This is a genomic window from Burkholderia sp. AcTa6-5 (assembly GCF_017815075.1).
In the GTDB taxonomy this organism is placed as follows: domain Bacteria; phylum Pseudomonadota; class Gammaproteobacteria; order Burkholderiales; family Burkholderiaceae; genus Burkholderia; species Burkholderia sola.
In genome coordinates this window covers 1-19,658 of the sequence record NZ_JAGIQE010000020.1, presented here as the reverse complement: position 1 = coordinate 19,658, position 19,658 = coordinate 1, and the positions used below count along the sequence as shown (strand labels likewise).

Genomic DNA, 19,658 nt, shown 5'->3' with positions numbered 1-19,658 from the left:
TTCGATACGAAAAAAGGAGACGCGAAGTGATCAGGAGCAAGGTGTTGAACGCGATCGTCGGGCTGACGTTCGCCGTCGGCGTCACGGCCGGCGCGCACGCGCAGGAAACCTACATCCCGCTGATCTCGAAGGGCTTCCAGCATCAGTTCTGGCAGGCCGTGAAATCGGGCGCGACGCAGGCCGCGAAGGACTACAAGGTGAAGGTGACGTTCGAAGGGCCCGAAACCGAGGCGATGGTCGACAAGCAGATCGACATGCTGTCGGCCGCGATCGCGAAGAAGCCGGCCGCGCTCGGCTTCGCGGCGCTCGACAGCAAGGCCGCGCTGCCGCTGCTGAAGAAGGCGCAGGCCGAGAAGATCCCGGTGATCGCGTTCGACTCGGGCGTGGACAGCGACATTCCGGTGACGACGGCCGCGACCAACAACAAGGCGGCTGCCGCGCTCGCCGCCGACAAGCTCGCCGCGCTGATCGGCGACGAAGGGCAGGTGGCCGTGGTCGCGCACGACCAGACGAGCCGCACCGGCATCGACCGCCGCGACGGCTTCCTCGACCGGATGAAATCGGCGCACCCGAAGGTGCAGGTCGTGACCGTGCAGTACGGCGAAGGCGATCAGCTGAAGTCGACCGAAGTGACGAAGTCGATCCTGCAGGCGTATCCGAAGCTCAAGGGGCTGTTCGGCACCAACGAGGGATCGGCGATCGGCGTGGTCAACGGCGTGCGCGAGATGAAGCGCAAGGTCGTGATCGTCGGCTACGATTCCGGCAAGCAGCAGAAGGACGCGATCCGCAGCGGGCTGATGGCCGGCGCGATCACGCAGAACCCGATCGGCATCGGCTACAAGACGGTTGAGGCGGCCGTGAAGGCGATCAAGGGCGAGAAGCTGCCGAAGGTGATCGATACCGGGTTCTACTGGTACGACAAGACCAATATCGACGATCCGAAGATCGCGGCGGTGTTGTACGACTGAACGTGGCGGACGTGCGGCGGCGGCGATGACCGTCGCCGCCGCGATGATCGAACACGAGGGCATCATGGGCGCAGTGCGTATCGATTCGCATCAGCACTTCTGGCGTTATCGCGCGGCCGACTATCCGTGGATCGGCCCCGGGATGGGCGTGCTCGCGCGCGACTACCTGCCCGACGCACTGTGGCCGCAGATGCATGCGCAGGCGCTCGGCGCGTCGATCGCGGTGCAGGCGCGCGCCGGGCGCGACGAGACGGCGTTCCTGCTCGATCTGGCGCGCGACGACGCACGCATCGCGGCCGTGGTCGGCTGGGAGGATCTCGGTGCGCCGGCGCTGGCCGACCACGTTGCCGAGTGGCGCAGCCCGAAGCTGCGCGGTTTCCGTCATCAGGTGCAGGACGAAGCCGACGTCGGCGCGTTCGTCGCGGATCCCGGCTTCAATCGCGGCGTCGCGTGGCTGCAGGCGAACGGCTATGTGTACGACGTGCTCGTGTACGAGCGCCAGTTGCCCGACGTGCGTGCGTTCTGCGCGCGGCACGATGCGCACTGGCTCGTGCTCGATCACGTCGGCAAGCCCGCGCTCGCCGAGTTCGCACGCGACGACACGGCGCTCGCGCGCTGGCGCGCGTCGCTGCGTGAACTCGGCGCGCTGCCGCACGTCGCGTGCAAGCTGTCGGGGCTCGTGACCGAAGCCGACTGGCGGCGCGGCCTGCGCGCGCAGGACATCCGGCATATCGAGCAGTGTCTCGACGCGGCGCTCGACGCGTTCGGCCCGCGGCGGCTGATGTTCGGGTCGGACTGGCCCGTGTGCCTGCTCGCGGCGTCGTATGACGAGGTCGCGTCGCTCGTCGAACGCTGGGCCGAAGCGCGGCTGTCGGCGGCCGAACGCGCCGCGTTGTGGGGCGGCACGGCCGCGCGCTGCTACGCGGTGCCGGGCGATGTGAAGCGCGGCATATAAAATAGGCGCGAACGGTCCATGCGATGCTCGGGCCGTCCGGAACGAAACCGATTACCAGCGTCAACGTATGTCCATCCAGCCGATTCAGAACCGCCGCCTCTACCAGCAGATCGCCGACAAGCTCAGTGCGATGATCGAGTCCGGCGATTTCCCGCCGGGCAGCTATCTGCCGCCCGAGCGCGAACTTGCCGAACGGTTCGGCGTGTCGCGCACGTCGGTGCGCGAGGCGCTGATCGCGCTCGAAGTGAACGGGCTCGTCAGCGTGCGCGTCGGCGACGGCGTGAAGGTGCGCCATCCCGAAACGGCCGCCGCGCCCGAACCCGTGACGGCACCCGACGCGACGGTCGCGCCGTTCTCGATCGTCGAGATCGATCCGGAGCTCGGCATCGCGCTCGACCTCGACACCGAAATCCCGCCGTTCGCGCTGCTGCAGGCGCGGCGGCTGATCGAGCCGGAGGCCGCGTCGCTGGCCGCGAAGCATGGCTCGGATGCGCAGATCGAAGGGATTCACGAAGCATTTCTGCGCAATCAGGACGATAACCGCAGCGGCTCGCTCACGCACCCGGGCGACCGGCTGTTCCATATCCGCATCGCGGAGGCGAGCGACAACGCCGCGTATGCGCTGATGATCAAGCAGCTGCTTGCGCACAAGTACGACCTGATGTTCCAGCGGCTGCAGTCGCTGTACATGCCGAACGACATGCCGCACCGGTCGGAGCGCGAGCATCGCGCGATCCTCGATGCGATCCGCGCGCGCGACCCGGACGCCGCGCGCCGTGCGATGGCCGAGCATCTCGACGAAGTGATCCGCATTTTCGGCCGCGCGCTCGATTGAGCGTGTGAATCGATTTCCTGTATGGTCGGCAGCGGTGTCCGCGATGCGCACCCACCCCGGTGCCGACGCGGCCTCGTACGGGGTGATGACCCGGCCGTCGCCATAGAACGAACGCCGCGATGCGTGCCGGCCCACCGGCATGCCGCTCGTGCGCGGAATGGAGTGTGACGAATGCGCGTGAACGATTGCCACAATTTCCACGATTTCCGCGAGCTGGCGCGACGGCGATTGCCGGGACCGATCTTCAATTACATCGACGGTGCGGCCGACGATGAAACCACGTATCGGCGCAACACGAGCGCGTTCGAAAGCTGCGATCTGGTGCCGAACGTGTTGCGTGGCGTGCGCGATGTCGATCTGTCGGTGACGGTCATGGGGCAAAGGCTCGGCATGCCGGTTTACTGTTCGCCGACCGCGCTGCAACGCCTGTTTCATCACGACGGCGAGCGCGCCGTCGCCGCCGCGGCCGCGAAATTCGACACGATGTTCGGCGTGTCGTCGCTCGGCACCGTGAGCCTCGAAGAGGCCCGTGCGATCAGCGCGGGCCCGCAGGTGTACCAGTTCTATTTCCACAAGGACCGCGGTCTCAACCGCGAAATGATGAACCGCTCGCGGGAAGCCGGCGTGAACGTGATGATGCTGACGGTGGACAGCATCACCGGCGGCAATCGCGAGCGCGACAAGCGCACCGGTTTCTCGATTCCGTTCCGGCTGACGCTCGCGGGGATGACCGAGTTCGCGTTGAAGCCGGCCTGGGCGATCAACTACCTGACTCACGAGCGATTCCGTTTGCCGCAACTCGACCGGCATGTCGACATGGGCGGCGGCGCGATGTCGATCAGCCGCTACTTCACGGACATGCTGGATCCGTCGATGACATGGGACGACGTCGCCGCGATGGTGCGGGAGTGGAACGGGCAGTTTTGCCTGAAAGGCGTGATGTCGGTCGACGACGCGCGCCGGGCGGTGGACATCGGTTGCACCGGCATCGTGTTGTCGAATCACGGCGGACGGCAACTGGACGGTTCGCGCGCCGCGTTCGACCAGCTTGCCGAGGTGGTCGACGCGGTGGGCGACCGGATCGACGTGATGATGGACGGCGGCGTGCAACGGGGTTCGCACGTGCTCAAGGCGCTGGCGCTCGGTGCGAAGGCGGTCGGCCTGGGGCGTTATTACCTGTTTCCGCTCGCCGCCGCCGGGCAGCCCGGCGTCGAACGTGCGCTGCAACTGATGCGCACGGAGATCGAACGGGACATGCGGCTAATGGGCTGCGCGTCCGTTGCGCAGCTCGGGCGGAATCAGCTGCGCTTTCGCTGACGACGGGTTTCGGCGCCAGCCGAGCCTTCGTGCCGGCGCCGGTATCGCGCGCTCAGAAGCGATCCGCGCGATACGGCGCCGGATCGGTGAACGGCGCTTCGCCGGTCATCATCTCGGCCAGCAGGCGGCCGGTGACGGGGCCGAGCGTCAGCCCGTGATGGTTGTGTCCGAACGCGAACCACAGCCCGCGATGCGCGGGCGCGGGGCCGATCACCGGGCGCATGTCGGGCGTGCACGGGCGGAAGCCGAGCCACGGATGCGGGTCGAGCCGCTCGCCGAACCCGAACACCGGCCGCGCGACGCGTTCCGCGCGTTCGAGCTGCACACCCGTTGGCGGAAGGCCGCGGCGCGCGATCTCGACGCCGGTCGTCAGCCGCAGCCCGCGCCGCATCGGCGCGATCACGTAGCCGTATTCGCGATCGACGATCGGCGCCGACGGCACGCCGCGCGCGGACGGCGCGTAGTGCATGTGATAGCCGCGTTTCTCGCGCAGCGGGATCTTGTAGCCGAACTTGCCGAACACCGTGTCGGACCACGGGCCGAGCGCGACCACGACGGCCGGCGCGGCCGCCGGGCCGTCGTCGGTCCGGACCTGCCAGCCGGGCGACAGCGCGTCGAGGCTCGCGGCGTCGCCGGTCAGCAGCGTGCCGCCGCCCCGCACGAACAGGTGCGCATACGCTTTGACGAGCGCGGCCGGATCGACGACGCTTTTGGGGTCGAGCCAGTGCAGCGCGCCGCAGAAGCCCGGGGCGAGGCTCGGTTCGTGCGCGCGCAGCGCGGCCGCGTCGAGCGGCGTGATGCCGAGCCCGTGGCGGCGCGCGGTGAGGCTGGCGTCGGCCACGCCCCGTTCGAAGGCGGCCGGCGTGCGGAACGCTTCGAGCCAGCCGCTCGCGCGGATCAGTTCGCCGGCGCCGGCCCGCGCGATCAGCGCATCGTGTTCGACGATGCAGCGTTCGATCAGCGGCAGCATGTCGCGCGACGCCGCCGCGTGACGCAGCGGCGCCGATTCCCACCAGAACCGTGCGAGCCACGGCGCGAACGCGGGCAGCGACGCGCTGTGCCAGTAGAGGTCGGTCGAGCGGTTCAGCGCATAGCGCATCAGTGTGAACGGGCTGCGCGGGAACGGGTACGGTTCGACCGACGAGCGCTCGATCAGCCCGGCATTGCCGAAGCTCGTGCCTTCGCCGGGCGCGCCGCGATCGACGAGGGCAACCTTGCGGCCGCGATCCTGCAGGTGCAGCGCGGCGGAAACGCCGACGATGCCGGCGCCGAGAACGATGACGTCGAAATCCATCGATGGTGAGTGACGGTTGGCGGGGCGCGTGGCCGCGGTACGGTGTGCGCGCCCGGGTTGGGAATCGTTCGAACCGCAAGCATACTCGCGCCGGCGTGGGGGGCCAAGAGGGGGCACGCGGTCGATACGTGGCGGCTGGCCCGTGCGCGACGATCAATCCGCCGATCAATTCGCCGACGCCGACGCCGAGATCGAATCGACATCGGTCGACGCGTCCGTCCGTCTCATCGGGCAGCCACACGGAATCCGCCTGCTTTCCGATGCTTTCGCGGGTGTTTCCCACTGCTTGGTCATCCGAATTTTTACCTAAGATGGAAGGAATCGTGCGCGTGATACGGTGCCTGCACGCGCATGGCAGGCAGGAGGCAGGGCCGGGAACGACTGCGGCAGATGTTTCCATCATGGATGCAAGTGTGTGCGCGGCGGCTGCGAGTCTCGCAGTCGCATCGACGCCAGCGTGCGCGGCGGCCATCGCCGCGCGAAAGGCGTCCGGCCGGCGGGGCCGAGTCGCCACGGTCCGCCAGGCGTTTGCCGCAATCGTTTGCGTTCTGAGCGCCGTACCGGTCGTCGCCGGCGCGCCTGCCGTGATGGACGAGCACCCGATCGATGCGGTGCAAGTTGCCGCCACCACCACGCCGGCCAGCCCAACGGGTCCCGCCTTTTCGTCACACGACTCCGCCGTGCGTCAGGTGGTGCTCGGCATCATCAGCTTCACGCGCTGGCCGACGACGCCCGTCCGTCTGCATCTGTGCGTGACCGGCAGGCCCGACTACGCGGGCGGCCTGACCGACACGCTGCAGGCCGGCTCGACCGTGCTCGACGTGCAGCGCGTCCGCTTCGACGACCCCGCGCTCGGCGTCGCGTGCGACGTCGTCTATCTCGGCGCCCTCGGCAACGACGAGCGCGCACGGGTCAGGGCCGTGTTGTCCGGCCGCCCGGTGCTGACCATTGCCGAACACGATATGTCCTGCACCGCGGGCGCGATGTTCTGCGTCACGGTCGAAGGTGAACGCGTCACCTTCGACATCAATCTCGATGCCGTCGCGCGCAGCGGCGTGCGCGTGCATCCGAATGTCCTCAACCTTGCACGACGGCCGGTGGCGCCATGACACGATCCGCGCCCCCCGTTCCCGCTTCGCGCCCGCCGCGCCCGACGCTGCAAAGCGTGCTGCGCCGCGCGCATCTGCGCCTCGCGTTCGTCGCCGTGACGATGGCCGCCGTGTCGTTGATCGTCGTCGCCGTGATCGCGTTGCGCGCGTATGCCGGCAACAACCTGAATCTGCTGGCGCGCTCGCTCGGTTATACGGTCGAGGCGGCGCTCGTGTTCGGCGATCGCGTCGCGGCGAACGAGGCGATCGGGATGATCGCCGGCGACGAGGACGTCGCGCAGGTGGTCGTCACCGACAGCAAGGGGCAACTGTTCGCGACGTGGCAGTTGCCGGCCGGAAACGGGGTCGCCCGGCTCGAGCGCGCCGTCGCCGACGTGGCGCTGCCCGGGCCGGTCACCGCGCCGGTGATGCATGACGGCATCATCGTCGGCCACGTCGTCGTGCGCGGGCGCGGGCACCAGTTCTTCGGCTTCCTGCTCGGCGGCGTCGGCGGCATTCTCGGCTGCCTCGCCGTCAGCGTGTTCGGTGCGTATGTGAGCTCGAAGCGCCTGCTGCGCAACATCGTTTCGCCGCTGCGCGCGCTGGCGGGCGTCGCGCACGCGGTGCGGCGCGAGCGGGCGTTCGCGCGGCGCGTCGAGCCGACGGCGATCGCCGAACTGAATCAGCTCGGCGACGACTTCAACGCGTTGCTCGACGAATTCGAAGACTGGCAGAACACGCTGCGCGACGAGAACGCGTCGCTCGAGCACAAGGCGACGCACGATGCGCTCACCGGGTTGCCCAACCGCATGCAGTTCGAATCGCGCCTGGCGCTTGCGCTGTGCGATGCCACGTTGACGGGTCATCGGGTCGCGGTGCTCTATCTCGACTGCGACCGCTTCAAGGAGATCAACGATTGTCTCGGCCACGACGCCGGGGACGCGGTGCTGATCGGCATCGCATCGCGGTTGCGCACGCGGGTGCGCGAGACCGATCTCGTCGCGCGCCTGGGCGGCGACGAATTTGCGGTGATGCTGGCGGCGGTGCCCGAGGCGGGCAGCGTGTGCCGGATCGCCGACGAGATTTTGTCCGGCATGGCGCCGTCGATCGAGCTGTCCGACGGCCGCGTGGTGGCCACCATGATGAGTGCCGGCGTTGCGCTGTATCCCGATCACGCGTCGGACGCGAGCGGCCTGCTGCGCGCGGCGGATATCGCGATGTACCGCGCCAAGCGCGCGCGGCCGGGATCGTGGCAGTTGGCGGAGAGCGTGGCAGGGCCGGTGTGATGTCGATCGACTCGCGCCGCGGACGAGGCCGCGGCGGCGGTTAAAAGAAGCGCTCGCGGAGCGGGCGCGATGGAAGGGGATGCGAAATGAACCACTCGTTTCCTGTGAGCATGAGGCGGACGTGCGTCGGGAGTGCGCTGCTGCTGGGCATGCTGCTGGGGGGCTGCCAGACGCCGCCGCTTCATCGCGGGCTGACGCAGACGCAGGTCACGGCGCTGAAGTCGGCCGGGTTCCAGGAGACTGGGCAGGGGTTCGAGTTCGGGGCGGCCGGGCCGATCCTGTTCGATTTCGACCGGTACAACCTCAAGCCGGATGTCCGGCGGATCGTCGAACGGATCGGGCGGACGTTGCAGTCGGCGGGGATCAACGGGGTGCGGGTGTACGGGTATTCGGATAACGAGGGGACGGAGAAGTACGACGTCGAGCTGTCGAGGCGGCGGGCTGAAGTCGTGGCTGTCGAGTTGGTCGACGCGGGACTCGATGCGAAGCGGATCGCGATCGTCGGGAAAGGGAAGCGCGATCCGGTAGGGGATAACAAGACGCCGGGCGGGCGGGCGCAGAATCGGCGAGCGGCGATCGTGGTTTCGCCGCGGTGACGCGATGCATGGCGCGTGGCCGCCGCGTCGACGAGCATGCTGTGCTGTCTGTTTTAACGGTTCGCCACCATTGGCGCGAAAATTTGCGAGCGGCCATTCACACGCGGCGAGCCCTGATATTCGCCGAAGGCAGGATGGCCATCGACCGAATTCGCCGCCGCCAACATGGTGGCCGTTCAATTCATTGGAAATATAAAGCGACCTATCCGAATAAGATCGTTCCGCTTTCATGAATGCTGCATCGTCGTAGGCGAATGCAGCGACGGACGGAACGAGTATGGCCATCGAACCCAAGGATCTGCTGCCGCACTTCGAACGCGAGATGACGCTGCTGCGCCATTCGATGCAGACGTTTGCTCAGCGCTTTCCCAAAATAGCCGCTCGGCTGGCGATCACCGGCGAGCATTCGGACGATCCGCACGTCGAACGCCTGTTGCAGTCGTTCGCGTTGATGGCGGCGTGTCACGACATTCGTCTCGAAGATGACGTGCCTGCGTTCACGGGCAGTTTTCTCGATACGCTCGACGGCGCTTTTCTGCGCCCGTTTCCATCGTGCGCGATTGCGCAATTCCATGGCGACGGCAGCAGCGAACTGACTGCGCCGCGCGTCGTTCGTCGCGGCGAGCGGCTGATCGCACCGGTCGGCAAGGAAGTATTCCGCATCGCGGACGATGTCGAGATCGTGCCGCTGACGGTATCGTCGGTGCGCTACACGACCTCGTCGATCGCGCCGCGCGACGTCGCGTTGCCCCCGGAAACGACCGGTTTGCTGACCTTCACGTTCGAACTCACGACGCCGAAGGCGACGTTCGCCATCGTGCCGGACACATTGCGCATGCATTTCACCGGTGCGCGGGAAATCGTCGCGGCGCTCGCCGATGCCGTGTTGCTTCTTGCCGGCCGGAGCTTCGTCGAAGCAGGCGATGCAACGCGCTGGAAGCGTCTGCCGGACGCGACGTTCACGGCTGTCGGCTTCGATCCCGCCGATGCGTTGCTGGACGTGCGGCCCGACGATGCGCTCTGGCCGCTCCACTTGCTGATGACGTATTGCGCGGTGCCAGAGCGTTTCGACTTTGTCGACCTGGACATGCGGGCGATCAAGCGAATCGCCGGCGTCAACCGTCGCGTCGCGCTCCACCTCGCGATCGCGGGCGTGCATCCGGATTCGCATCGCGCGCAACGCCTGGCCGCCGCCACCGCCGACCACGTCCGGCTGTTTTGTGCGCCGGTCATCAACCTGTTTCCGGACGACGCCCAGCCGATCGAGACGCGCGCCGGCTGCGCCCATTACGCGGTGAAGGCGCTTGCGCAGGCCGGCGCGTCGCGCACGGCTATCTGGTCGATCGACACCGTTCGCCATGTTTCCGACTCGGGCGCGTCGATGCTGGCGCCGTTCCGGTCGCTGCAACATGGCGCGGGCATGCGTCCCGGATTGTTCTGGATGATGTTGCGCGACGAGGCACGGCGGGCGCCTAAGGAGCCTGTCGATTCCCGGTCCAAGGAGACGGAGGCGACTCCGCCGCCAGTCCCGGCAGACACTGCCGAGTCGCGCCGCGGCGTCGAACTGGAACTGGTCGACCAGGACGGACGACCTGCCGATCCCGGTCATCGCAAGCTGGAGATACGGCTGTCCTGCACGCAGGGCGATCTGTCCGGGATGCGGGGGCGCGAGCTGGCGTTGCCCAGCGGCGACCCGGTGGGAACGATTTCGCTGCTGAACCGGCCGACACGGAGCCAGCCGCCCGCTTTCCGTTACGGGGAGCTGTGGGATCTGCTGTCGCTCCTCGTGCCGCAGGCGATCCGGCTGGACAAGGGCGGCCTGACCCAGCTCAGGCGGCTTTGCGCACGCTGGGCGGAGGACTCCGTCGACGCCGGCCGGCGCTTCGATGCGCTCGTGTCGCTGTCGACGGCGCGCGTGCGGTGCTGGCTACCCGGCAAGCCGGCATCGGCTTTCGTGCATGGGCTGGAGGTGCGGTTGGTGGTGGACGAGCAGCGTTTCGCCGCGTTCAGCCTGAGCGGATTCGCGCAGGTGATGGACCGGTTTTTCGCACCATACGTGCCGGTCACGAGCTTCGTGCAGGTCGTGCTGTTTTCGGCCGCTACCGGCGTGCTGCTTCGGCGTGGGACGCCGCGTCCGGGTACCCAGCCGCTGGTTTAGTTTCTCGCTTTTCAGTGCTCGAACGAAAACGTTTGCGGACGTCTTTCAAGCGCTCGGGTTTTACCCTACATTATCGAAGCCGCGGACCGGCGAGCCGGCCGATGGAACCTGAGATCACACGCAAGGAACAAGAATGAGTTTCGCTCCGAACGGGGGTATTCCCAGTGGATTGGGCGGCAGTGCGCTCGGCTCGTTGAGCGCGCTCGGGGGCCTCGCCGGCCCGGTGGCGTCGAGTGTGGCCGGCAGCCTCGGGCCGCTTGCCGGCCTCGCGGGGCACGTCGACACCGTCCAGCGCGCGCTGCAACTCGCGCAGACCGGCTTCTCGCTAATGGAGAAGACGCCCGGCGCCATCGCCGAAGCGATCAACGGCGCCGCGAACCCCGCGCGCCTGACGCAGCTCAACCGTTACGTCACGCTCGATACGCCGCTCGGCCCGGATGTGCTGCTGGTCAGCGCGGCCGTCGTCGACGAGCACGTGAACCGCTTGCCGGAAATCCATCTCGACCTGCTGTCGCATCGCCACGACCTGAGGCCCGAGGACCTGATCGGCCAGCAGGTCAAGATCCGCTTCGACCAGCAGGCGCGCCTGTCGACGCTCGAACGCGTCGTGGCGTCGGGTGCCGTCGAGGGCGACCGCTACTTCGACGGCTACGTGGCATCGTTCGATCGGGCCGGCAACCCCGGAAACGTCACGCAATATCACTTGACGGCCGTGCCGTGGTTCTGGTTCCTCACGCGCTCGACCGACTGCCGGATCTTCCAGAACAAGACCGCGCAGGACATCCTCACCGAGATTTTCCAGGAACACGGGTTTTCCGATTTCACGTTCGACATCCGGACGAGCCAGAAGCCGCTCGAGTACGTCGTGATGTACCAGGAGAGCTACTACAACTTCTGCGCGCGGCTGATGGAGCAGGAGGGGCTCGTGTGGACGCATCGCTACGAGAAGGACAAGCACTTTCTCGTGATCGGCGACACGAACCTGCTGTTTCGCCCGATCGACGGGCTCGCCACCGTGCCGTTCGCCGCAACCGAGGCGAGCGAGGACAGCGGCATCGACCAGTTGCACGAAGGCCGGCGTTTCGGCGTCGGCAAGGTCACGTTCCGCGACTTCAATCACCAGAATCCGTCGTCGCCGCTGATGCTGGTGGAGGCCGGGCCGCAGAACCTCAAGCATGCGCGGCTCGATGCGACCGAGCGGTTCGAGCACCAGTCGCTGTACGACCACGGCGACGACGGCAACCGCTACGCCCGTTTCGCGATGGAGGCCGAGGAGGCGCAAGCCCATCGCTATACCGGCGGCGGCTACGCGTGGCGCATGACCACGGCCGGCGCCGTGGCCGTCGCGAATCACCCCGTCCTCGAAAACAACCAGGAATACGTGATCCTGCACGTGCGTCACGAGGCCGTGAACGACTACACGCAGCACAGCGCGAAGCTGCCGTACCGCAACAGCTTCGCGCTGCTGCCGAAGAAGGTTCCGTACCGTGCGCCGCGCGCGACGCCGAAGCCGGTGATTCACGGCACGCAGTCGGCGATCGTCGTCGGGCCGAAGGGCGAGGAAATCTATACGAACGGCAGCGCGGTGAAAGTGCATTTCCCGTGGGACCGGCGCGGCAAGAAGGACGGCTCCGATTCGATGTGGGTGCGCGTGTCGCAACCGTGGGCGGGCGACGGCTGGGGCGCGGCCGCGATTCCGCGGATCAAGCAGGAAGTGCTGGTGGCGTTCAATCAGGGCGATCCGGATAACCCGGTGATCGTCGGCCGCGTGTTCAACGGCGAGCAGGGCAACCCGTATCACGGCGCGGCCGGCCAGACGATGGGGATCAAGAGCCAGACGCACAAGGGCGCGGGGTCGAACGAGTTGCTGATGAGCGACGTCAATGGTGCACAGATGCTTTACATGCATGCACAGAAGGACATGCATACCGTTGTCGAGGACGCGCAGTGGACTCAAGTTCTCAAAGGCGACCGGACCGTCGAGGTCGGCAAGGGCAACCATACGACGGCTATCGCAGTGGGCAACCTGTCGGACGTTGTAGTGCAGGGCAATACGCTGCATCAGACTCCGCAGGGCGTGCACACCCTGGAAGCCAAGGAACTCTGGATCAAGATCGGTGGCGATGGCGGTACGCGGATTCACATGACTGCCGACTCGATCGACATCTATAAGGGCGATTCGGTGATCCACCTGGATGACAGCAACATCAACATCCAGGCTGCTCGGACCGACATCAACCCGAAGAACGGCTAATCCCAATAAGGATAACAAAGCATGTACCAGATGCAGGAAGGCACGTTGGCGCTGCCCGTGGAGTGGCAGGATAAAACGATGAACGTATTTGTGTCGGCAGCGACAGGCACGGAAGGCGTGAGCTTCGTGATTACGCGCGAGCGCCTGCCGTGGGGCATGAAGTTCGCCGAATATGTGACAAGCGAAATCCGGAAGGTGGCGAAGCAGGTTCCAGATTACGCCGAGGTGGCAAATGAGGACGCCACGGTATCCGGGCGTGCTGCGCACGTGCATGAGTTTACTTGGGCGAACAACCAGGCGCCCATTCACCAGCGGCTGACGATGGTGGAATACGGGCAGGTCGTGCTGATGCTCACCTTCACCGCGCCCGGTACGCTGAGTGACACACAGCGCGACCAAATCCGGGCGGTGATTCAAAGCCTTCAGTTGCGCGATCCGATCTGAGGCGGCAATGTCGGACACGCCGAATTACAACGAGCCGAGCGGCAGCGCACAGGAACGTCTCGATCAAATCGCCAGGCTGGAGGACGGTGAGGCCGCGAAAGCGGCCGAGCAGCCGTTTTACGAGCACCTCAACTATGGGATGCTCGGCGCCGATGCGGGCCTGACCGCCATCGAGGGGACGGCCGCCGGGCTGGGTGCCGCCGGTACGGCGCTGGCAGGTGGTGCGACCGGCGGGGCGGCACTGGGTGCGGGCGCGGTTGCAGCGGGCACCGTCATGCTTCCGCTGGCGATTGCAGTCGGTGGCGCTTGGGCGCTCGATAAGGTCGGCGTGACCGGCTGGCTGTCAAAGGAGTTCACGCAGGTTGGCGATGCCCTGGGCCTCACAATCGGCCGAGGCGATCCGCACCCCGCATGCATTGGCGATCGGATTGCGCACTCGTCGGGTTTTATGGGGATTCTCGCCGGCATTGCCGTGGGGGTCGCGATTGGCGTGGCAGTGGCGGCGACCGTGGCAACAGGTGGACTCGCCGGCGCGCTGATCGTCGGGGCATGCATGGCGGGCGGCCTGACGCTGGGTAGTGCGCTCGCGTCAGCCAGCCAAAGTATGGGAACCAACTGTGGCGAGATCGTCACCGGTTCGAGCAATGTGTATTTTGAAGGTAAGAAAGTGGCGCGCGTCACGGACCTGGTGAAATGCGATCACCATTCCGGCGCGCCGCAGGCACTCGTCGACGGCAGCAAAACCGTGTTCGTCAACGGCCTGCCGCTGGTGCGGATCGGCCACGAGACCCACTGTAGCGGCAAGGTCAATTCGGGGCGCAACAGCATCTGGATCGACAAGACGACCGGGAATTATGGCCCGAAGAACCCGGAGTTGTCGGCGACTCAGGAGTTCCTGGCGGGTTTGCTCGGGGGGCTCGTAGGCGGTGGGGCGGGAAAGTTTGCCGGCAAGGGGCTGCGCGAGAAATTCAGACCTGAGCCCACCCGATCTGCGGAACAAAGGGGTATCAAGGACGAGAATCGACCGAAGTGCAAGGATCCGGTTGATCCGGTATCCGGAGAAATGCTGGAGATCCGTACCGATCTTGCCATTCCCGGAGTCCTGCCCCTCGAGTTCAAACGACGCTATCGGACTCGATCGGACGATCACGGATTGCTCGGTCACCGCTGGTCGGACAACTGGTCGCAGCAATTGACGTTCGATGGTGGCCGCTTCGTGAGATTCCACGACGGCGCTGGCCTTGCGATCGGCTTTGACGCGCCGGATATGGCGCTCAACGGCATCAACTTGCGCGAGCCGCGTTATCGGCTGGTCGGAAGCCGGCTCGATCCGCGCATCTTCGATCGCGATACGCGACAACTGCGTATTTTCGCGCCGCTCGTTGACGGGCGCTCGTCTCGCCTCGAACGGATCGAGGACCTCGACGGCAACGCGATCGTTCTTTCCTACGATAGTGCTGGTCGTTTGAGTGGCATGGTCCATAGCGGTGGCTATCGGCTCGAGATTGCTTATCCCGGGCGCGACCGTCGGCTGCAACGGATCGTTCTCCATGATGCGGACGGTGGTTCCAGAACGCTTGTGGACTACGACTACCAGCATGGCATGCTTACCCACGTGGCGAGCTTCCAGTTTGGCCAATTCTATTACGCGTACGACGAACACGGCTGGATGACCCAATGGCGGGATACAGACCAGACCGATGTTCGATATCGGTACGACACCGCTGGTCGTGTAGTCGAGACAGGTACACGGCAGGGCTATCACACGGGCCGATTCATCTACGAAGCCGGCTGCACACGCGTGATTGACGTCGACGGCGAATGGACCTACGCCTATAACGACGAAGGTCTTGTAACGGCCGAAACCGATCCGCTCGGTCATTGCACTTACTCCGAATGGGAGCTTGGTCGTTTGATGGCCCGGACTGATCCGCTTGGCCGACGGACGGACTATCGATACGACGAGCGCGGCCAACTGACTTCGGTCGTCGAAAGCTCGGGGAGAACGGTTGACTTCGACTATGACGACGAGCAGCGCCTAACCGGGGCGCGCTTGCCGACCGGCGGCACGATCAAGCTCGAGTACGACCATCTGTATCGGTTGATTGCACGTACCGAGCCGGACGGCAACAAAACGACCTATCGCTATGGGCCCCGTGGCGAATTGCTGCGAGTGGTTCAAGGTGATCGCGAGACGCGCCTGGACTACGATGACCGGTTGCGGCTGACGGACATCGAGTTGCCAACGGGTGCGCGCTTTAGGCGCAAGATAGACACGCTGGGCCGGCTGCTGGAGGAAACGTCGCCCGACGGGCATGTGACGCGTTACGACTATGCTGACGGCCCGGCAAATCCGCGCGGTCTGCTGAGCGCGGTTACGCGCCCTGATGGCTCCGTGTCGCAGACGCGATACAACAGTGAGGGCCTCCCAGTCGAATGGATCGATCCGCTAGGACGTACGATCCAGCGAACCTACGGTCCATTCGATCTGCTCACGGCGTCGATCGACGCGGCCGGTCATGCAACGCGTTTTGAGTACGACCACGCGACCCGGCTGACGAAGGTTATCAATGCGCTGGGAGAAACTTACACGTACCGCTACGACGCGGCCGGGCGTCTCGCGACCGAGATCGACTGGGGAGGCCGCGCGACCGAATACGAGCGCGATGCCGTTGGTCGCCTGCTGACGAAGACACTGCCCGATGGTGGCCAGTGGCGCTATACGTACGATGCATCCGACCGGCTTATCGAGATCGATGCCGGCGACGTGAAGCTTGCCTACCGCTACGATGCGAGCGGGCGATTGGCATCGGCGGAGGTCCAGGGTGAGCACGCTCATGTGACGCGCTTTGCCTACGACAGGAATGGCCGCTTAATCGGCGAAGATCAGCATGGCGAACTGTTGCGGCACGTCTACGACGCCGATGGACAACGCCGTCTGCGGATGACACCTAGGCGCGAGACCGCCTATGCGTACGATGTATCCGGGGCTTTGACGCAAGTCGGGGAACTGACGATCCGGCGTGATGGGTTAGGGCGCGAGATCGGCCGTGAGGCGGGAGATTTTGTCGCGCAGCAACAGTACGATGCGCTCGGCCGTATACGCCGGCAGATTGCGGGGCCTGCCGTAGCCTTCGATGCCTTGCAAGCCGATCCGGCCCGTGCGCTCGCGCAATTGACGCGGCAGGTCTATCACTACGACGCAGCCGGGCAACTGGAGCGAGTCGACACGGGCGCGGATACGCTCACCTACCAGCGCGATGAGCGCGGCCAGATCATCTGCGCAGAAAGTCTGCTGCAGCCGAGCGAGCACTTCCGCTACGACGCTGTGATGAACATTGCCGCGCACGGGCAACGGGCGCCCGTGGATGCCCACCACTATCGCCGCGGAGGTCTGCCGGAACAGGTTGGCTACGCACGCTATCAATACGATGCACGTGGCCGCACGATCGAGAAGACGGTCGAACAGCCGGGGTTCAGGCCGAAAACGTGGCAATACACGTGGGACGGGCTCAATCGGCTCGTGAGGGTCGTTACGCCCGAGCGCGGTGTTTGGGCGTATCGCTACGACGCTTTCAATCGCCGGATCGAGAAGCAGCAAGTCGGCGGCCGCGAAACGGTGAAGTTCCTGTGGGACGGTCCGATGCTTGCCGAACGCTGGATCGAGCAGCGAGACGGTACGACGGGCCAAGTCGTGACATGGCATATTGAGCCAAGCAGTTTCTTGCCGCTTGCGCAGGAGACCGACAGCGGCATCTATCCGATTCTGACAGACCAGGTCGGTTTGCCAAAGGCGGTGTTCGACGAACATGGCACGCCTGTTTGGAAGGGGGCGTATTCGCTGTGGGGGAAACTGTTGCCGGCCAGACGAGCAGCGAATGACGCGCAAGGCGCAGCAATTTCAATCGACACGACTTTGCGTTTTCCCGGTCAATGGGACGACGCGGAGACGGGACTGTGCTACAACCTGAATCGATACTACGATCCAGATACAGGACAGTATCTTAGTTTCGATCCGATTGGACTTGAAGGTGGTTTTAGAACACAGGGCTATGTGCACGCGCCAGATGCGTGGGTTGACCCCCTGGGATTGAGCGGTTGCGAGGACGTTAAAGAGTATGACGTTGTTCCATATCGACCGAGCAATTCACCTTTAGAAAACCACCACGGAGTACTTGATGTATGGATGGCAAAGAATGTTCCGGACTATGGTGGGAAGTATCCAACTAATTCGCCAACAATTGCTTTGTCTGTTGAGTCGCATGCTGCGACAAAGGCCGCTTACCGAGATTGGCTAACTATAAAAACGGGGCGTCCAGTTGGCGGAAAAGTTGATTGGGAGGCCGTGAGCAATCGAGAAATGCAGGCGCTATCCGAGAAAATGTTTGATGCAGCAAATGTTCCACAGGCGAGTAGGGATGCCTACTATAGGGCATTGAATCAGTATTTATACACGGGTGAGTTTGATCCAGTGAAATTCTAGGGGCGGATATGAGGTCGATTAAAGAGATTGTGGAGATTATTAGATCCGATGGTAGATGTCAGGTGTTGCCGGTGAGCGGGAAGTTGCCGCCGCTACCGCATGCTGACATGGCATATCCGAATGATATGGTGGAATTCTACGATCTTTGCGGTGGCGTAATTTTGTTTAGATCCGGAAAAGAAAATATATCGTTCAAAATATTGTCGGCTAGCGAAGTGTTGCAAACTAATATGATTATTGTGGGCGACCCTTGTGAGGATGACATTTCTTTTTCATGGTATGCGATATGTAAAACGGATAATGGCGACTACATATCTATCGATACATCAAAGGAAAGGGGTGGAAGGTGCTACGATAGCAATTTCGAAATTCATGGCGTAGTTGGAAGTTGTCCGATAATAGCGTTAAGCTTTTCTGAACTGCTTGATGAGCTATATAAAAGTTCTGGTGTGGATATCTTTTGGAAAGGTAAGGATTATGGTGATGCTTATGCGTGATTTTTTCAGAAAGGTCGAAACGACGGTGGCGTGCAACGTCTAGTGGGTGACCAGCGCAGCGAGCATTTGTCGGAAATTTCGAAAATATGATATGGGTCAATGCGACGGCACATCATTTGTAATGGCCAAAGCGGATGTTGATCAACTGTTCAAGTCGGTAAATGGAGATATCAGGTGTATCACTACAACGCCGCCGGACAACTGGAGCGGGTCGATAGCGACGCTGACACGCTTACGTATCGGCGCGACGTGCGCGCCGGATCGTTTCGGCCGAAAGTCCGCTACAGCCGGCCGAGCACTTTCGTTGCGACGCGGCAATGAACATTGCCGCGCACGGGGCGCCAGGCATCCCGTGGATGCTTACCATTATTACTGAGGCGGCCTGCCGAAACGGATCGGCCGTGCGCGCTATCGGTACGGTGCACGTGACCACACGATCGAGAAGACGGTCGAACAGCACGAGTGGTTGCCAGTAAGTCGTGCCCCTACCTTTAAGCGTTGGGGGCTCACAGCAGAAGATATCTGGGGAAATCGAACGCCGACGAAATCTACTGGTGGTATCAATCCTGACTGGATGCACGGAAAGAAAGGATCAGGGACAGCGCACGGTGAAATCATCGATATTGTCGATTCATCCATGGACTATGCAACGTACTTACGGCGTTTGCAGAACTGGGGAAATTATCGGCTCACTAATGGCGTCGACGATCTGCCCGTGGGTCGTCGGCCGCCGACGGAGTAAGGAAGAATGGAAAAAGCTAATAAAGTATCAGTCTGGGTCGGGAAGTTCACTGACGACGATGATCTTACGGACTACATCGAGAACGCCTACGATGAGAATGGTGACTCTTTCAATCAGTTTCGAGACGATACCGGAATTGATTGGTTTGACGATGGCTTCCGCGAGGCGGACATGCTGCAACCGGATCTAAGCCTCCGAGAGAATCTTGTGGGATTTTCTTGGCTCGATAGTTTTGCCGACGTGCTGATTCTTCAGCTCGAAGCTATGCGCAGTGCTGACGATAATGGTCTGATCCTACTTTATAACTTCCAGTACGAGAACGCAGAAAGCGTCCGTCCTGCCTCCCGCGTGCGCTTCGTCGGGACGTTTGATTTTCAGACGTAGGCTTGGTGGTGTAGTTCGAAACGAGGAGATCGAAGTACACAGGGCTTACGAACTCAAGGATACGCCCCATGTTGGAATACGCTCATGCGGATAGCGACCTCGGTCGCTTGTGATTCGGTTCGACGTGCCCATAGCCGTACCGGTGAGCGTCTTCAGGCGATACATCGCGTTCTCCGCGAGCGAGCGCCGATGGTGGCCGTAACCTTTCTTCCACTTGTGATCGCCGTCTCGGACGATCCGCATCGGCCGTATCGTTCGGTAATCCCCCCGCAGAACCGGCGGGATCAGAAGTAGAATTTTCTCGTTGAGGGAGTTCTACAGAATGAAGAAGTCGAGATTCACGGACAGCCAGATCAT

16 protein-coding genes and 1 pseudogene are annotated in these 19,658 nt (G+C 63.8%); 15 read left to right on the top strand and 2 right to left on the bottom strand.

Going from position 1 to position 19,658, the window contains the following annotated elements:
- The first annotated feature begins 26 nt into the window (after positions 1-26).
- The 4 genes from J8I33_RS24270 to J8I33_RS24255 all read left to right on the top strand — a co-directional run bounded on the left by J8I33_RS24270 (position 27) and on the right by J8I33_RS24255 (position 4,075).
- A complete protein-coding gene (locus J8I33_RS24270; RefSeq protein ID WP_050012448.1) occupies positions 27-968 on the top strand; it encodes an ABC transporter substrate-binding protein in 942 nt (313 codons plus the stop codon).
- 64 nt (positions 969-1,032) lie between these two features.
- On the top strand, positions 1,033-1,923 hold the full coding sequence (locus J8I33_RS24265) for an amidohydrolase family protein (RefSeq protein WP_089489787.1): 891 nt from the start codon (positions 1,033-1,035) through the stop codon (positions 1,921-1,923).
- A 67-nt stretch (positions 1,924-1,990) separates the two neighbouring features.
- Entirely contained in the window at positions 1,991-2,758 is a 768-nt protein-coding gene (locus tag J8I33_RS24260) for a FadR/GntR family transcriptional regulator (protein ID WP_050012337.1), read from the top strand.
- Positions 2,759-2,929: 171 nt separating this feature from the next.
- Positions 2,930-4,075 carry an alpha-hydroxy acid oxidase gene (locus tag J8I33_RS24255; protein WP_050012338.1) on the top strand — a complete coding sequence of 382 codons (1,146 nt, stop codon included), beginning with the start codon at positions 2,930-2,932 and terminating at the stop codon, positions 4,073-4,075.
- Positions 4,076-4,127: 52 nt separating this feature from the next.
- On the opposite strand, the gene J8I33_RS24250 is transcribed toward J8I33_RS24255, so the two are convergent.
- The gene (locus J8I33_RS24250; RefSeq protein WP_124594778.1) at positions 4,128-5,369 is read right to left on the bottom strand and encodes an FAD-binding oxidoreductase; all 1,242 of its coding nucleotides are present in this window, start codon (positions 5,367-5,369) and stop codon (positions 4,128-4,130) included.
- 142 nt (positions 5,370-5,511) lie between these two features.
- Here J8I33_RS24250 and J8I33_RS24245 point away from each other — a divergent pair, with 142 nt between their 5' ends.
- From J8I33_RS24245 to J8I33_RS24195, 11 genes are all read left to right on the top strand, one after another.
- Positions 5,512-5,679, top strand: a complete 168-nt coding sequence (locus J8I33_RS24245) for a hypothetical protein (protein WP_209939239.1) — start codon at positions 5,512-5,514, stop codon at positions 5,677-5,679.
- Positions 5,680-5,770: 91 nt separating this feature from the next.
- Entirely contained in the window at positions 5,771-6,478 is a 708-nt protein-coding gene (locus J8I33_RS24240; RefSeq protein WP_089489623.1) for a YfiR family protein, read from the top strand.
- On the top strand, positions 6,475-7,743 hold the full coding sequence (locus J8I33_RS24235) for a diguanylate cyclase (RefSeq protein ID WP_050012341.1): 1,269 nt from the start codon (positions 6,475-6,477) through the stop codon (positions 7,741-7,743). Before J8I33_RS24240 ends, J8I33_RS24235 begins: the two co-directional genes overlap by 4 nt.
- Before the next feature lie 86 nt (positions 7,744-7,829).
- Positions 7,830-8,339 carry an OmpA family protein gene (locus J8I33_RS24230; RefSeq protein WP_050012342.1) on the top strand — a complete coding sequence of 170 codons (510 nt, stop codon included), beginning with the start codon at positions 7,830-7,832 and terminating at the stop codon, positions 8,337-8,339.
- Positions 8,340-8,616: 277 nt separating this feature from the next.
- Positions 8,617-10,497, top strand: coding sequence for a type VI secretion system baseplate subunit TssF (tssF, locus tag J8I33_RS24225; protein WP_209939233.1), 1,881 nt, complete (start codon positions 8,617-8,619; stop codon positions 10,495-10,497).
- 133 nt (positions 10,498-10,630) lie between these two features.
- On the top strand, positions 10,631-12,751 hold the full coding sequence (tssI, locus tag J8I33_RS24220; protein WP_209939228.1) for a type VI secretion system tip protein TssI/VgrG: 2,121 nt from the start codon (positions 10,631-10,633) through the stop codon (positions 12,749-12,751).
- Between the two features lie 21 nt (positions 12,752-12,772).
- Positions 12,773-13,195 (top strand): DcrB-related protein, encoded by a 423-nt coding sequence (locus J8I33_RS24215; protein ID WP_089489619.1) that lies wholly within the window; start codon positions 12,773-12,775, stop codon positions 13,193-13,195.
- Positions 13,196-13,202: 7 nt separating this feature from the next.
- Entirely contained in the window at positions 13,203-17,678 is a 4,476-nt protein-coding gene (locus J8I33_RS24210; protein WP_209939221.1) for a DUF6531 domain-containing protein, read from the top strand.
- Between the two features lie 71 nt (positions 17,679-17,749).
- A complete protein-coding gene (locus J8I33_RS24205; RefSeq protein WP_348522277.1) occupies positions 17,750-18,175 on the top strand; it encodes an SMI1/KNR4 family protein in 426 nt (141 codons plus the stop codon).
- 174 nt (positions 18,176-18,349) lie between these two features.
- The gene (locus J8I33_RS24200; RefSeq protein ID WP_209927086.1) at positions 18,350-18,496 is read left to right on the top strand and encodes a hypothetical protein; all 147 of its coding nucleotides are present in this window, start codon (positions 18,350-18,352) and stop codon (positions 18,494-18,496) included.
- A gap of 427 nt (positions 18,497-18,923) precedes the next feature.
- A complete protein-coding gene (locus tag J8I33_RS24195; RefSeq protein WP_209927093.1) occupies positions 18,924-19,301 on the top strand; it encodes an immunity 22 family protein in 378 nt (125 codons plus the stop codon).
- A 53-nt stretch (positions 19,302-19,354) separates the two neighbouring features.
- On the opposite strand, the pseudogene J8I33_RS24190 reads toward J8I33_RS24195, so the two are convergent.
- A pseudogene (locus J8I33_RS24190) lies at positions 19,355-19,517 on the bottom strand (IS5/IS1182 family transposase); the annotation flags it as partial.
- Positions 19,518-19,658 lie beyond the last annotated feature (141 nt).